The organism is Blastococcus atacamensis, assembly GCF_002938425.1.
In the GTDB taxonomy this organism is placed as follows: Bacteria; Actinomycetota; Actinomycetes; order Mycobacteriales; family Geodermatophilaceae; genus Blastococcus; species Blastococcus atacamensis.
This window is the reverse complement of record NZ_POQU01000011.1, coordinates 51,370-65,765: the sequence shown is the minus strand read 5'-3', so window position 1 is coordinate 65,765 and position 14,396 is coordinate 51,370. Positions and strand designations below refer to the sequence as shown.

Genomic DNA, 14,396 nt, shown 5'->3' with positions numbered 1-14,396 from the left:
TCTACTAGTCTGATTATCACTGGTTTGTTTTTTTTTTGTTATGGCTACGGATAATCTCGTAACTTATACATTCGTCTTCGTCGGCAGCTTCATATGTGTGTAAGAGACAGGGACCAGCAGGCCGCCGTCGGCAACGGGATCACCGCCGACGTCGTGTCGCTGGACGCGATCGAGGGCACCGGACAGGGTCCGGGCAACATCTCCGGGCCCGCCCTGAAGGTGACGCTGCGGCTCACGAACGGCACGTCGGAGCCGGTGTCGGCCGACGCCGTCGCCGTCGACCTGGCCTACGGGACCGAGCTGTTCCCGGCCTCGCCGCTGGACGACCCGTCGTCGGCACCCTTCACCGGGACCGTCGCGCCGTCGGGGAGCACCCAGGGCGTGTACGTCTTCTCCGTCCCTGCGGACGAGCGCGACCTCGTGCAGGTCTCCGTGGGCTACCAGGCCGGCGCGCCCATCCTGGTGTTCACCGGCTCGGGACGCTGACCGTGCCGCCGCTGCCCGCGGAGGCAGGACGGCGGAAGGTTCTGGTGGTGCACCCCGGTGCCGAGCTCTACGGCGCCGACCGGGTGCTGCTGGAGTCCGCCGCCGCCCTGGCCACCGCCTTCGACGTCACCGTCGCCCTGCCCGGCCCGGGCCCGCTGGTCGCCGCGCTCGAGGCGCGGGGGCTGAGGGTCGTGCGCTGCCCCATGCCGGTGCTGCGCAACTCCGCCCTGCGCCCCCGCGGCGCGGTGCGGCTGCTCGCCGACGCCGTCCGCGGGCTGCTTCCCGCGCTCCGGCTGATCCGGCGGCACGGGACCGACGCCGTCTACGTGAACACGCTGACGCTCCCGTCCTGGCCGCTGCTGGCCCGCCTGTGCGGCAGCCGGTCGGTGTGCCACGTGCACGAGGCCGAGGAGTCGGCCCCGCGCCTGCTGCGCCGGGGGATGGCGCTGTGCCCGGCGCTGTCGGACCGCGTGGTGGCCAACAGCCGTTTCACCCTGGAGGTGCTCGCCGACGTCGCCCCGCGGGTGCGCCGGCGCAGCGCCGTCGTGCACAACGCGGTCGTGGCCCCGGCCGAGGCACCCGAGGCGCGCCCGCACCAGGCCGGACCCCTGCGGCTGCTCTACGTCGGGCGGCTCTCCCCGCGCAAGGGACCGCAGGTGGCGGTCGCGGTGCTGGAGGAGCTCCTGGAGCGGGGCGTCGATGCGCGCCTGGACCTCGTCGGCTCGGTCTTCGAGGGCTACGAGTGGTTCGAGGCGGAGCTGCGTGACGCCGTCCGCACCGCCGGCATCGAGGACCGGGTGTCCTTCCTCGGCTTCCGCTCCGACGTCTGGCCGCACCTGACCGACGCCGACGTCGTGCTCGTGCCTTCCGTGGCCGAGGAGTCCTTCGGGCTGACCGCCGTCGAGGCCGTGCTCGCCGCGCGGCCGCTCGTGGTGAGCGACTCCAGCGGCCTGCGCGAGGCGGTGGAGGGCTACGCCTCCGTCCAGGCGGTCGCACCGGGCGCGACGGCCGCATGGGGCGACGCCGTCCAGCGGATCGCGGCCGACCGCGCCGGCTACGCCCGGGCGGCCCGGGACGACGCACAGGAGGCCCGTCGCCGGCACGCCCCGGAGCGCTACCGGGACCGGCTCGTCGGGGAGCTGCGGGTGCTCGTGGGCGACCGCGCCACGCGGCCCGAGCCGATGGGGGTGCTCCGGTGACCGGACCCGGGGAGCCGGTCCCCACGACGGCGGGGGAGCGGGTGTTCACCCCGCCGGTGTTCATGTACCACTCGATCAGCCCGTCGGACGCGCCCGATCCGCATGCCCTCCGCGTGCACCCGGACCGGCTGGAGCGGCACCTGCGGCTGCTGCGCCGGCTCGGCCTGTGCGGCGTCTCGCTCGGCGAGCTGCTGCAGGCCGAGGAGGGCGGCGCCGCCCGCGGCCTGGTCGGGCTGACCTTCGACGACGGGTACACCGACTTCCTCGAGCACGCGGTCCCGCTGCTCGACCGGTACGGCATGACCGGCACCGTCTACGTGGTGGCCGGTCGCATGGGCGACCGCAACCAGTGGGACGACGGCCCTCAGCTGCCGATCATGGACGCCGTGCAGGTGCGCGAGGTCGCGGCCGCCGGGCACGAGGTGGGCAGTCACACGATGACCCACGTGGCTCTGGCCGGTGCGGAGCCGAAGCGGCTGGCGGCCGAGATCGGGGACAGCCGCCGGGTGCTCGAGGACGTGCTCCAGTCGGAGGTCCCGGGCTTCTGCTACCCCTACGGCAGCTTCGACGCCGCTGCGGCCGAGGCCGTCGGGGCCGCCGGCTACGACCACGCCTGCGTCACCGGTGACTACGACCCGGGTGACCGCGTGACCCTGCCCCGCTGCTACGTCAGCCCCGGGGACACCGCGGCGCATCTCGTCGCGCGCATGGTGCGGCACACGGTGCGGCTGGGCCGGCGGAGGCTGCCCGTCCGGACCCGCGGCGGACATCCGCCGACGTCGTCCGCCAGGTGACGGACGTGCGGGTGCAGGCGCCCGCGAGTGGACGCCCTACCCGTCGGATCGGCCTCGGCCGCGCCCGGAGACCGGCGACGACGACCAGATCAGCACGACAGCCACGAACCGGGGGACGCGATGACGACGACAGCTGAACGAGTCGGCCCGGAGACGACCGCGCCGCACGAGGACGCGGTCGTCCGGCAGCCGAATCGGCATCGCTTCCGCACCGACATCGAAGGCCTGCGCGCCGTCGCGGTCGGCCTGGTGGTCCTCGACCACGTCGTCGGGTGGCCGTCGGGCGGCTTCGTGGGGGTCGACGTCTTCTTCGTCATCTCCGGATTCCTGATCACCGGCCTGCTGGTCCGTGAACGGGAGCGGACCGGGCGCATCTCCATCCGCGCCTTCTACGTGCGGCGCGCGCGCCGGCTGCTGCCCGCCGCGGTGGCCACGCTCGTCGTCTCCACCCTCGCCGCCTGGCTGCTGTTCATCGGTGGCCGCTTCTGGGACACGGTGGTCGACGCGCTGTGGGCGCTCGTCTTCGCGGCCAACATCAACTTCGCGCGCCAGGGCACCGACTACTTCGAGCAGACAGCGGCGCCCTCGCCCGTCCAGCACTTCTGGTCGCTGGCCGTGGAAGAGCAGTTCTATCTGGTGTGGCCGGCGCTGATCCTGCTGGCCTTCGCCGTCCCGGCGGGGCGAGGGCTGCTCAGGCGGACGAGGGTGCGGCTCGGCCTCGCCGTGTCGGCCGCGACCCTGGCGTCGTTCCTGTGGTCGGTGCACGCCACCGCCGAGTCCCCTGCCACGGCCTACTTCTCCACCTTCACCCGCGCCTGGGAACTCGGCCTGGGCGCGCTCGTCGCCGTCTCGGCAGGGGCGCTCGGTCGGGTCCCCGCCCGGCTGCGCGCGGCGCTCGCGTGGGCGGGACTCGCCGGGGTGCTGGCGTCGGCCTTCGTCGTCTCTTCCACCGATCCCTTCCCCGGCTCCCTCGCGGCCCTCCCGGTCGTCTCCGCGGCCCTGGTCGTCGCCTTCGGAGCGGCGTCGGGTGGCCCGGCGACGCGGTGGGCCCTCGGCAGTGCGCCGGCGCGGTTCCTGGGCCGGATCTCCTACTCCCTCTACCTGTGGCACTGGCCGGTCGTGGTGGTCTGCTGGAGCGTCCTGGTGCCCTCCGCGGTCTCGACCTGGCTGGTCGCCGTGGGCCTGTCGCTGGCCATCGCGACCCTCTCGTACCACTCCGTCGAGCAGCCGGTGCTGCACTCCCGCTGGCTGGTCGGGGGTCGACGTGCCCAGGTCGATCCCCGCGCGCGACCGGTGTTCCAGCGGGCCCGCGGTGTCGCGTCGGTCGCCCTCGCGGCAGTCGTGCTCATCGGAGGCGCGCTCACCGTCGCGTTCCCGCCCGGCAAGCTCGACCCCCAGGCCGTCGCCGCAGCCGACGCCGCCCTGGCGGCGGCGGGCGGTGCGGAGGCCACGGCGGCGGACGCCGATCCGCTGACGCGGGAACTCACGATGGCCGCCACCCAGCTGGCCTGGCCGGAGGATCTGCGTCCGGGGCTGGACGAGCTGTCGGGCTACCTGCAGCAGCAGTGGAGCGATGGCTGCTTCGACGTGGGGGAGTGGAACGTGGCGCAGTGCCGCTTCGGCGCCCCGGACGCCTCCCACCACGCTGTGCTGCTCGGTGACTCGATCGCCGGGGCGTGGCTGCCCGGGCTGCGCGCCGAGATGGAACCCGCCGGGTGGTCGCTTCAGACGCTGACCATGGGCCAGTGCCCCAACATCACGGCGATGACGGTGTACCAGAACCGGCCCTTCGTGGAATGCGCCGAGCACCGGCAGTGGGCCCTGGGGCACATCGCCGCGACGAAGCCCGAGCTGGTGATCCTCAGCGACACCTACGACACCGAGCTCGCCGACCCGGGGGCGGACAAGCCGGCCATCTGGGCCGAGGGCCTGAGGTCGGTCGTCGAGCAGATCCAGGCGTCCGGGGCGCGCGTGGTCATCCTGACCGCGCCACCGTCGGGGGCGAACCTGCAGACGTGCGCCAGCGCGGTCAACGGGCCCGCCGACTGCATCCAGGGCCCACCCCAGCGCTTCCTCACCCAGGTCTCGGTGGCCGACCAGGTCGCCGCCGCGACCGGCGCGACGCACGTGAACCCGGAGCGCTGGTTCTGCGTCGAGGAGCTGTGCCCCGCCGTCGTGGGCAGCACGCCGGTCTTCGCTGACGGCCTGCACATGACCGCGGAGTACGCGCGGAAGATCGGGCGCGCCGTGGTGGACGCCGTCCTGAGCACGAGCGCGGGCAGCTGAGTCCCCCTTTCGGGGTGGGTCTCCAACGGCGGAGGTGGGGAGTTCTCCCCGCCTCCGCCGTTCGCTCGTGCGCCGACGGCCACCGGGCACCACGTGCACAAGGCCCTGCGGGGCCGCGACATGCCGGACGTCGTCGCCGACCGGCCCCAGGGGGTTACCGGCTGTGATCGGAAGGACGAGCCGGTCGTGCATCGCGACGTCCTCACCTGCGGCGATGTACCGGATCGGGTGATACCGAACGTCTGGTGCCAGCAAGATCGTCACGCTTAGTGTCTGCCGCGTGGTGGGGGATCACGGGGTTCCCCACAGCTAGCAGGTGGGGGAAGCAGCATGACTGCACGTGTGTCGGGGTCCGCCCGGCGATGGATCTCCGGCGGGCTGAGCCTGCTGCTGATGGGCGGCGCCCTGGGGTTGATGGCCCCTGCGGCTTCTGCCGACTCGGCCCCCCTGGACCCGGCCGACCCCAGGACGCCTGTGACGGTGTCCGCCGACGCTCTGCCCACGGTGCAGATCAACGGCGTCGCGTGGTCGCAGGTCGTCGTCGGCAACACCGTCTACGTCGCGGGCAAGTTCACGACCGCGCGCCCGGCCGGTGCCGCCGCCGGCACGCGCGAGACCGTGCGCAACAACATGCTGGCCTACGACATCCGGACCGGCGAGCTCATCACCTCGTTCGCCCCGGACCTGAACGGCCAGGCGCTGGCCGTCGCCGCGTCCCCGGACGGCCGGCGGGTCTACGTCGGCGGTGACTTCAACCGTGCCAACGGCGAGGTCCGCAGCCGGATCGCCGCCTACGACACCGCGACCGGCCAGCTGGTGGCCGACTTCCGTCCCAGCGTCGCCGGGCAGATCCGCGCGATCGCGGCGACCAACGACAAGGTGTACTTCGGCGGCAACATCTCGGCCGTGGGCTCGGTGAGCCGCACCCGGCTGGCCGCCGTCTCCGCGGCCAACGGCGCGCTCCTCCCGTGGGCTCCCGTACCCGGGGCCTCGGCCACGCAGGGCAGCAACGAGGTGCTGGCGATGGTGGTGACCAGCGGCGGCAAGCAGGTCGTCGTGGGTGGCCGCTTCGCCAGCCTCAACGGCACCGCAGCCACCGGTGTCGGCGCGCTCGACGCCGATACCGGCGCGACGAAGCCCTTCGCCGTGAACAAGCTGATCACCAACCAGGGCACCGGGTCGGCCATCTGGGGCCTGTCGACCGACGGGCAGAACGTCTACGGCAGCGCCTACGACTACCAGGGCACCGGCAACCTCGAGGGCACGTTCGCTGCTGCCGCCGAGGGTGGCGACCTGCGCTTCGTCGCCTACTGCAAGGGTGACAACTACTCGAGCTTCGCCAGCGACGAGGTCCTCTACATCGCCTCGCACATGCACGACTGCTCCTCCATCGGCGCCTGGGAGGACTCCGCGCCGGCGCAGATCTGGAAGCACGCGACCGCGTTCGGCAAGACGGCCACCGGCACCACGCAGAACGTCACCGCTGCCCGGTTCCGCAACACGAACTTCGCCAACAAGCCGACCCCGTCGCTGCTGAACTGGTACCCGACCATGACCCAGGGCAGCATCACCGGCCAGTACCAGGCCGGCTGGAGCGTCACGGGCAACGACCGCTACGTCGTCTACGCCGGCGAGTTCCCGCGCGTGAACGGCGTCGGCCAGCAGGGCCTCGTGCGCTACGCGGTGCCGTCGCAGGCGCCCAACAAGGTCGGCCCGGTCGCCACGGGCATGGAGCCCACGGTTGCCTCCGTCGGGGACGGCGCCGTCCGGGTGTCCTGGAAGGCGACCAGCGACATGGACAACGAGAACCTGACCTACCGGGTGTACCGGGACAGCGACACCGTCGCCCCGATCGCCACCGTCACCCGCGCCTCGCAGTGGTGGAACCTGCCGACGATCAGCGTCGGCGACACCGGTCTGACCGCGGGGACGCACCGTTACCGGATCACCGCGACCGACCCCTTCGGCAACGTGGCCGGCTCCGGCTGGACCACGGCGAGCGTCGCCACCGGCGGGACCGCCCGGCCCTACGCCGACGTGGTCCGGGCCGACGGCGCGATCAACCACTGGTCGCTCGGCGAGAAGACGGGGACCACCGCCTTCAACCTGGCCGGTACCGCCGACATGACCCGGGGCAACTCCGTGACCCTGGGCGCTGCGGGGGCGCTGAGCGGTGACAAGAACACCGCCTTCGACTTCCGCAACGACTCCTCGTCCTTCGCCTCGACCCGCTCCGCCGTGGCCGGGCCCCAGACGTTCACCGCCGAGGCGTGGTTCAAGACGTCGTCGAAGACCGGCGGCCGCATCCTCGGCTTCGGCAACTCGACGTCCTCCACGATCAGCAGTCAGCACGACCGGCTGATCTATGTGGACAACGAGGGGCGCGTGAACTTCGGCGTGTGGCCCGGTGCTGTGCGCATCGTGACCAGCCCGACGGCTTACAACAACGGGGCCTGGCACCACGTCGCGGCCTCGCTGAGCGCCAACGGCATGGTCCTCTACGTCGACGGGAAGCAGGTCGCCACGCGCACCGACACCACGTCGGCCGAGGCCTTCAACGGCAACTGGCGGATCGGCGCCGACAACGTGTGGGGCAACGGGTCCAGGAGGTTCATCGGCTCCATCGACGAGGTCGCGATCTACCCGACGGCGCTGCCGGCGGACCGCATCGCCGCCCACAACGCGGTGGGGCGGACCGGCACGGCGGCGAACGCCGCTCCGGTGGCCGACTTCGCCGCGGCGGTGTCCCACCTCGACGCGTCGTTCGACGCGACGCGGTCCACCGACGCCGACGGCACCATCGCCTCCTACGCCTGGACCTTCGGTGACGGAACGAGTGGCACCGGCGCCACCACCACGCACGCCTACAAGGCCGCCGGCACCTACCAGGTGCAGCTCACGGTGACCGACGACGACGGGGCCACCACGCGCAGGACCGGCACCGTCACGGTGACCGCGCCGCCGCCGAACGTGGCGCCGACCGCCGGCTTCACCGCGGCTGCTTCCGGCCGCACCGGTTCCTTCGACGCCTCGGCGTCCAAGGACTCCGACGGCACGGTCGCCTCCTACGCCTGGGACTTCGGTGACGGCACCACAGGCACCGGCGTCACGACGTCGCACGAGTACTCGAAGGACGGCACCTACACGGTCCGCCTGACGATCACCGACGACGACGGCGCCAGCGCCACCGTCGAGCGCGGGCTGGCGATCTCGTCGACGGTGCTCGCCAGCGACGCCTTCGACCGGTCGGTGACCGGTGGGCTGGGCGCCGCCGACGTCGGCGGCGCGTGGACCTCGTGGGCCGGTGCGGTGCGGCAGTCGGTGACCGGCGGGGTGGCCAGGCTGGCCATGACCCCCGGCACCAACACCGGCTCCTGGCTGTCGACGCTGGGGCAGACCAGCGCGGACGTGCGCACCTCCTTCGTGCTGGCGGCCGTGCCGACCGGTGGCGGTGCGATGGTCTACGTGAACCCGCGGCAGGTCGACGCCTATGTCGCCTACAAGGCCCGGGTCCGGGTCTTCTCCGACGGCACGGTGCGGGCCGGCCTGCTGCGGCAGACCACCAGCGGTGACGAGGCGCTGGTGGGGGGCGAGGTCCTGGTCCCGGGGATCACCTACACCCCGGGCATGGAGATCGCCGTCCGGACGCAGGCCTCGGGCACCGGCACCACCCAGCTGGCGATGACCGTCTGGGCGGCGGGTGCGGCGGAGCCGGCCACGCCGACGGTCACCCGCACCGACACCACCGCGGCGCTGCAGGTCCCCGGTGGGGTGGGTCTGAGCGGCTACCTGTCGGGCAGCGCCGCGGCGGTCGATCTGCGGTTCACCGACATCCGGGTCGCCCCGGTGGGTGCCGTTCCGGTGACGCCGCCGGCGAACGCCGCGCCGAAGGCCGCCTTCACCTCCTCGGTGAACGGCCTGACCGCGTCGGTCGACGCCTCGAGCTCCACCGACTCCGACGGCACGATCGCCTCCTACTCGTGGGCGTTCGGTGACGGCCGGACCGGTACCGGGGTGACCGCGTCGAACGCGTACGCCGCGGCCGGCACCTACACGGTGCGGCTCACCGTCACCGACGACAAGGGTGCGACGGCGACCAGCGAGCGAGCGGTGACCGTGGCCGCCGTCGCGCAGCCGGAGCAGCCGGAGCAGCCGGAGCAGCCGCAGGAGCCGGGCGAGCCCGAGGCCGTGGCCCGTGATGCCTTCGACCGGTCGGTGACCGGTGGGCTGGGCACCGCGGACCTGGGCGGCGCGTGGACCTCGTGGTCCGGTGCGGTCCGCCAGTCGGTGGCCGACGGGGCGGCCACGCTGGCGCTGACGAAGGGCACGAACACCGGGTCCTACCTGGCCGACCTGAAGCTGACCAGTGCCGACGTGCGCACCTCGTTCTCCCTGTCGGGCGTGCCGACCGGCGGCGGGGCGATGCTCTACGTGGGTGCTCGCCAGGTGGAGGTCTACCAGTCCTACAAGGCGCGGGTCCGGGTCTTCGCGGACGGCAGTGTCCGTGCCGCCCTGGTGCGGCTGAGCGGTTCCACGGACGAGGTGCTCATCGGTGCGGAGGTCCTCGTGCCCGGTCTGACCTACACGCCGGGCATGGAGATCGCCGTCCGGGTGCAGGCGTCGGGCACCGGCCCCACCGACCTCGCGCTGAGCGTCTGGGCGGCGAGCGGGCAGGAGCCGGCGGTGCCGACGCTGACGCGGACCGACAGCACGGCGACGCTGCAGGCGCCCGGCGGCGTGAGCCTGGGGGGCTACCTCTCGGGCAGCGCCACGGCCGGTGTGGACGTCCGGTTCACCGACATCCGGGTGACGCCCGTCGGCTGACGGGCCGGTTCCACCGGCAGCCACCTGGTCGAGGGTTCGTCCCCCGACCAGGTGGCTGCCGCGTTCCCGGGGGGAGAGGACGACCGCGGTGCCCAGTTGGGGTGAGGTCGGCCCGCGATCCCGACCGGTCGCCCGGGAGCGGGGGCAGGATGGGTCCGTGAGGGCCGTGCTGCGTCTGCTGCGCCGGCCCGCGACCGGCGCGCTCGCCGGTCAGGCGAGCCAGGCCGTCGCCGGGCTCGCCCTCCAGGTCGCCGCCGCGCGTGAGCTCGGGGCCGCCGGCCTGGCGACCTTCTCCCTCATCTACGGGGCGATCGTGCTGGCCACCGCCGTCTGCAGCGGGCTGGTGGGCGACTCCCTGACCGTCCTGGACCGCAGGGCTCCGGGCATCCGCGCCGCGCTGCACGTGGGCACTGTCTCGGTCTCCGTCGTCGCGGCGGTGGGAGGCGGCGTGCTCGGCGTCGTCACCCATCTCGTACCGCCGGAGGCCGGTCTGCTGCTGGGCCTCGCGACGGCCGCGTTCGTCGTCGAGGACACCCTCCGGCGCCTGCTGATGGCCTGCGGCCGGTTCTGGTCGCTGCCCGTGGTCGACGGCACCAGCCTCGTGCTGTCGCTGGGCTGGTTGGTGCTCCAGGCCAACTCCGGCGAGTTGACCGTCACCTCGTTCTTCGGAGCCCTGCTGCTCGGTCAGACCGGAGCGGCGGTGGTCGCCTGGCTGCTGACACCGCGCGACGAGCGGCCGCGCGGGCCGTGGCGGCGACCCGGCCTGGCCGAGGTGGCGTCGTTCGGCGCCTGGCGTGCGGCCGCGCAGACGATCCGCCCGGCGATGCTGACCGTGCTCCGGCTGCTGGTCATCGGCGTCGCCGGGGCCGCGGCGTACGGCCCGCTGGAGGCCGCCCGCGTCTACACCGCCCCGACGCTGGTTCTGGTGGCCGGCATGGGCTCCTTCCTGCTCCCGCACTTCGTGTCGCTGCGGCCCCGGGGACCGGCCGTGGGGCTGAAGGCCGCCGACCGTGCGGCCGCCGGGCTCGCGCTGGGCGTGGGGGGGATCGGCCTCGCGGCGCTCGTCCTCCTCCCGTGGGCCGGCCCGCTGCTCACCGCCGGCTCCTATCCCGTGCCCGCGGCCGCCGTGGCGGGGTGGTCGGTCTACGCGGTGGCGAGCGCGGCGCTGCTGCCGTACTCCTCGCTGGCCTCCGTGCACGGCGGCCAGCGCCAGGTCCTCGCGCTCCGCTCGCTGGAGTTCGTGTCGCTGGGGGCGGTGCTGGTCCTCCTGCTGGTCGTGGGTGACGGCGCCGTCTGGGCGCCGCTCGCCCTGGCCCTCGGGCCCCTGCTCACCGCCGGGGCCGTGCGCCGGCTCGTCCTGACGCCCGGCAGCCGCGACTCCGCCGAACATCCGGCCGGCGCGCCGGCCGCGGGCTGAGGTCACCGTGCCTCCCCCCGCTCGGGAGCGCGTGGCGCCGCCACCGGCGGTCCCCGGCTCTCTAGCATCTGCCCGCGTGACGACGCCCGTGCGAACCCGTGCCCAGCCCCGGGCCGCGGCCGACCCCCGCGCGGACCGCGTCGTGTCGACGGCGGCGCTGCGCGCGGTGGCGCTGCTGGTCGTGGTGGGTGCGGTCGGCTGGCGCCGGGGCGAGTACTTCTCCGGCTCGGCCGACCCGGTGGTCGTCGCCAAGGCCGTCGTGGGGCTGATCGCGTTCGGCCTCGCCTTCCTGCTGGCCCAGTCGGGTCCCCGCCGTCGGGTCGGGACCGGGTCCTTCTGGGTGGCCGGTCTCCTGCTCGGCGGCTCCGTCGTGGGCGCGGTGACCGCCGACAACATGCCGGCCGGGGGAGTGGTCGCCGTCCGTGTCGCGCTGCTGGCCGGCACCACGTTCTTCCTGGTCCGCGCCGCACCGGCGGTCAGGGTGCTCACCACCCTGGCCTGGGCCTGCGGGGTGGTCGCCACGGTCGCGGCCGTCACCGGCTGGTCCACCGTCGCGGAGGGGCGCCTCGCCGGGGGTGTCCCGGCGATCGACCCGAACGACCTGGCTCTGCTGGCCGGCGTCGCGGTCGTCGTCCTGGTCTGGCGGTTCGTGCAGGATCAGGTGTCCGCACCGGAGATCGCCGCCGCCCTGTTCCTGCTCGCCGTCGTCTGGGCCACCGGTTCCCGCACCGGGTTGCTCATGCTCGTGCTCGGGATGCTGCTGATGGCCGCGCACATCCGGCGGCCCCGGGTGGGCCTGGTCGTGGCGGGGCTGGTCCTGGCCGCGGCCGCGGCGGTCGCGGTCGCGACGACCGGGGTCATCGAGGGGTTCGCGGCGCGTGGCGGCGACGGCACCAGCACCCTGGGGTCCCGCTTCATCGCCTGGCGGGCGTCGCTGACCTGGGCCGACTCGGACTGGCAGCAGATCTTCGGCGGCGGCCTGTCGGTGAAGATCATTCGCGTCTACGGGCAGTTCTGGGACACCCAGCCGCTGGACAGCAGCTGGGTCTCGCTGCTGGTGCAGGCCGGCGTCCTCGGCGTCGTCACCGCCGCGCTGTGGGTGGTGTGGGTGCTCCGCGGGGCCTTCCGCGCGCCCCGGCCGCACCGGATCCTCTTCCTGGGGATGCTGGTGTTCCTGCTCGGGCGCAGCGTCCTGGAGAGCGGGCTGTTCGACGCGACGCCCGCGTTCCTGTTCTTCTTCGCCCTGTCGCTGCTGGGTGAGGGCGGCACGCGGGAGCGGCTCCGCGCGGAGGCCGCCGGGCCCGACCGGGTCTGAGCAGCCCGGGGTGGGCGCGCTCCCCGGCGGGCCGGGGAGCGCGGGTCAGCGACCCGCGAGCGCGGTGCTCTTGCCGGCAGGCTGAGCCGGGCGCGAGGGCGTCGGGTCCTGACCGATCCCCTCGGGCGCCGTGTCCGGCGTCCACCGGCGGGCCCGGGGCGGGCTGAGGACGACGGCGAACAGCCGGGTGCCGGCGGCGGTGAGCACCGACCGGATCTCCTGCAGGTCGGCGCGGTCGGTGTGGCCGGCCTGGGCGACGAGCACCACGCCGTCGAACTCGCGGCCGATCCGCCGCCACTCCTTCAGCGAGGCCTGCGGCTGACCGGTCGCGAGCTGGACGCCGGCCGTGGCACCGCGGTCCTTGGCGCCGCGCGCCGGACCGGCGACCTCGACCGGCACCCCGCCGGAGGTGAGGTCCTCGGCGATCTGCTGGACGAGGGTCCGGGCCGGCTCGTCGTCGTCGGGGGAGGCGCTCAGCACCACGGCGCGCACCGGGCGGTCGTCGGCCAGGGAGCCGAGCCGGCGGGCGACCAGGGCGGCCGGCCGTGCGGAGAGCTGGCCCGAACGCCTCCGACGGTCGGGCGTCGGGTGCACGGTGAGCTCGTCGGCGCCTTCGCCCCAGGCGGTCCGGACGTCGTCCTCGGTGTGGAGGCGGGTGTCGACCCGGCTGCGCACGACCGCGATCGCCGCGCCGATCGCCAGGCCGACGACGAGGCCCAGACCCAGGAGCAGCGCCGGCACGGGGAACACCGGCGTCGAGGGCACGGTGGCCGGGTCGGTGACGGTCAGGTCCACCGGCGACCCGCCGGTCCCGGGCCGCTCGAGGTCCTCGACCGTCGAGCCGAACTCCTCGGCGATGGCGTTGGCGATGGTGGCAGCCCGCACCGGGTCGCTGTCGGTCACCGAGATGTCGATTTGGGAGCTGTCGAGCGGGTTGGTGGCCGAGATCCGCAACCGGAGCTGGGAGACGGTCTCGGAGAGCTCCTCCTCCTCGATGACCGTGCCGAGCACCGCCTGGCTGCGGGCGACGTCGGGGTAGCTGGTGACCCGCTGGCGGATGAACTGCGCCCCGCTGGTCGCGTCACCGGACGTCGCGGCGACGAACACCGACGCCGTGGCCTGGTAGGAAGGGGTGCTGACCACCACCACGCCGAGGGCCAGCAGCAGCGCCGCGAGCGTCACACCGACCCAGGTGGTCCAGTACCGACGCAGCGCCGCCAGGTAGTCGCGCAGTTCCATGTCGCCCGCTTCCTCATCCGTGCACCCGAGGGACGCGGTGGCGGGTCCCCCGGTCGTGGCACGCCTCGCGCGCCACCGATTCCTCCAGAGGCTAGGGCGCTGACCAGCGCGGCGACCCGGATCCGGCCCATGCCCTCACCCCTATGGGGGCGGGTCGGCAGTCGTCGCCCCGCAGTGCGGGCCAGGCCCGCCGGCGAGCACCCCCCGACGGGGTGAAAGCCTGCGCGAACCTCACTGGCCGTGATCGACCGCGGCTAGATTCTGCTGGTCACAGCGGACTGGACCGGTGCGCTGCGCCAGTCTGATCACTGAGCGTGCTCATCAGGGGGAACTTCATGGCGACGGACAGCGCATCTCGGCGGAGCGGCGAGGTCATCGGGTACGCCCCTGGTGCCTACGACCTCTTCCACGTCGGGCACCTGAACCTGCTCAAGCACGCCGCCGAGCACTGCGACCGGCTGATCGCCGGGGTGGTCTCCGACGAGATGCTCCTGCTGACCAAGGGCCGCGCTCCGGTCATCCCGCTCGCCGAGCGCATGGAGATCGTCAGCAACCTGCGGTTCGTCGACGCCGTCCACGCCGAGGTCGTCCCCGACAAGATCGACACCTGGCGCGACGTCCGGTTCGACGTCATCTTCAAGGGCGACGACTGGCGGGGCACCGCCAAGGGCGAGAAGCTCGAGCGCGACTTCGCCGAAGTCGGCGTCCGGGTGCACTACTTCCCGTACACGATGCACACCTCGAGCACGATCCTGCGCAAGACCCTGGCGGCCATCGACGCCGGTGAGCCGGTGGGTCGGAAGGCCTCGGCCCGCACGTCCTGAGCTCGACGGCGC

General features: G+C 73.6%; 9 protein-coding genes. 8 read left to right on the top strand and 1 reads right to left on the bottom strand.

Annotated features, from left to right (window positions below; all coding sequences use genetic code 11):
• Positions 1–93 precede the first annotated feature (93 nt).
• The 7 genes from C5508_RS05025 (at position 94) to C5508_RS04995 (ending at position 12,321) form a co-directional block, all read left to right on the top strand.
• Positions 94–486: a DUF4352 domain-containing protein gene (locus tag C5508_RS05025; protein WP_157943995.1), complete on the top strand. Its 393-nt coding sequence runs from the start codon at positions 94–96 to the stop codon at positions 484–486.
• 44 nt (positions 487–530) lie between these two features.
• Complete coding sequence (locus C5508_RS05020; RefSeq protein WP_232796922.1) at positions 531–1,685, top strand: glycosyltransferase family 4 protein; 1,155 nt, start codon at positions 531–533, stop codon at positions 1,683–1,685.
• Entirely contained in the window at positions 1,682–2,479 is a 798-nt protein-coding gene (locus tag C5508_RS05015) for a polysaccharide deacetylase family protein (RefSeq protein WP_198597884.1), read from the top strand. The genes C5508_RS05020 and C5508_RS05015 overlap by 4 nt, the downstream gene beginning before the upstream one ends.
• 120 nt (positions 2,480–2,599) lie before the next feature.
• Positions 2,600–4,765 (top strand): acyltransferase family protein, encoded by a 2,166-nt coding sequence (locus C5508_RS05010; protein WP_104523847.1) that lies wholly within the window; start codon positions 2,600–2,602, stop codon positions 4,763–4,765.
• Between the two features lie 330 nt (positions 4,766–5,095).
• Positions 5,096–9,589 carry a PKD domain-containing protein gene (locus C5508_RS05005; protein WP_104523846.1) on the top strand — a complete coding sequence of 1,498 codons (4,494 nt, stop codon included), beginning with the start codon at positions 5,096–5,098 and terminating at the stop codon, positions 9,587–9,589.
• 157 nt (positions 9,590–9,746) lie between these two features.
• The gene (locus C5508_RS05000; RefSeq protein WP_104523845.1) at positions 9,747–11,006 is read left to right on the top strand and encodes an MATE family efflux transporter; all 1,260 of its coding nucleotides are present in this window, start codon (positions 9,747–9,749) and stop codon (positions 11,004–11,006) included.
• A gap of 76 nt (positions 11,007–11,082) precedes the next feature.
• Positions 11,083–12,321, top strand: coding sequence for a hypothetical protein (locus tag C5508_RS04995; protein ID WP_157943994.1), 1,239 nt, complete (start codon positions 11,083–11,085; stop codon positions 12,319–12,321).
• A gap of 45 nt (positions 12,322–12,366) precedes the next feature.
• Here C5508_RS04995 and C5508_RS04990 read toward each other — a convergent pair whose 3' ends face one another.
• Complete coding sequence (locus C5508_RS04990; protein WP_104523843.1) at positions 12,367–13,560, bottom strand: Wzz/FepE/Etk N-terminal domain-containing protein; 1,194 nt, start codon at positions 13,558–13,560, stop codon at positions 12,367–12,369.
• Positions 13,561–13,895: 335 nt separating this feature from the next.
• Between C5508_RS04990 and C5508_RS04985 the strand changes: the two genes are divergently transcribed.
• Positions 13,896–14,384: an adenylyltransferase/cytidyltransferase family protein gene (locus C5508_RS04985; protein WP_104523857.1), complete on the top strand. Its 489-nt coding sequence runs from the start codon at positions 13,896–13,898 to the stop codon at positions 14,382–14,384.
• Positions 14,385–14,396: the final 12 nt, after the last annotated feature.

Coding starts and splice junctions, on each gene's coding strand:
- C5508_RS05005 (WP_104523846.1), top strand. CDS start 5,096: ATGACTGCACGTGTGTCGGGGTCCGCCCGGCGATGGATCTCCGGCGGG.
- C5508_RS04990 (WP_104523843.1), bottom strand. CDS start 13,560: ATGGAACTGCGCGACTACCTGGCGGCGCTGCGTCGGTACTGGACCACC.
- C5508_RS05010 (WP_104523847.1), top strand. CDS start 2,600: ATGACGACGACAGCTGAACGAGTCGGCCCGGAGACGACCGCGCCGCAC.
- C5508_RS05025 (WP_157943995.1), top strand. CDS start 94: ATGTGTGTAAGAGACAGGGACCAGCAGGCCGCCGTCGGCAACGGGATC.
- C5508_RS04985 (WP_104523857.1), top strand. CDS start 13,896: ATGGCGACGGACAGCGCATCTCGGCGGAGCGGCGAGGTCATCGGGTAC.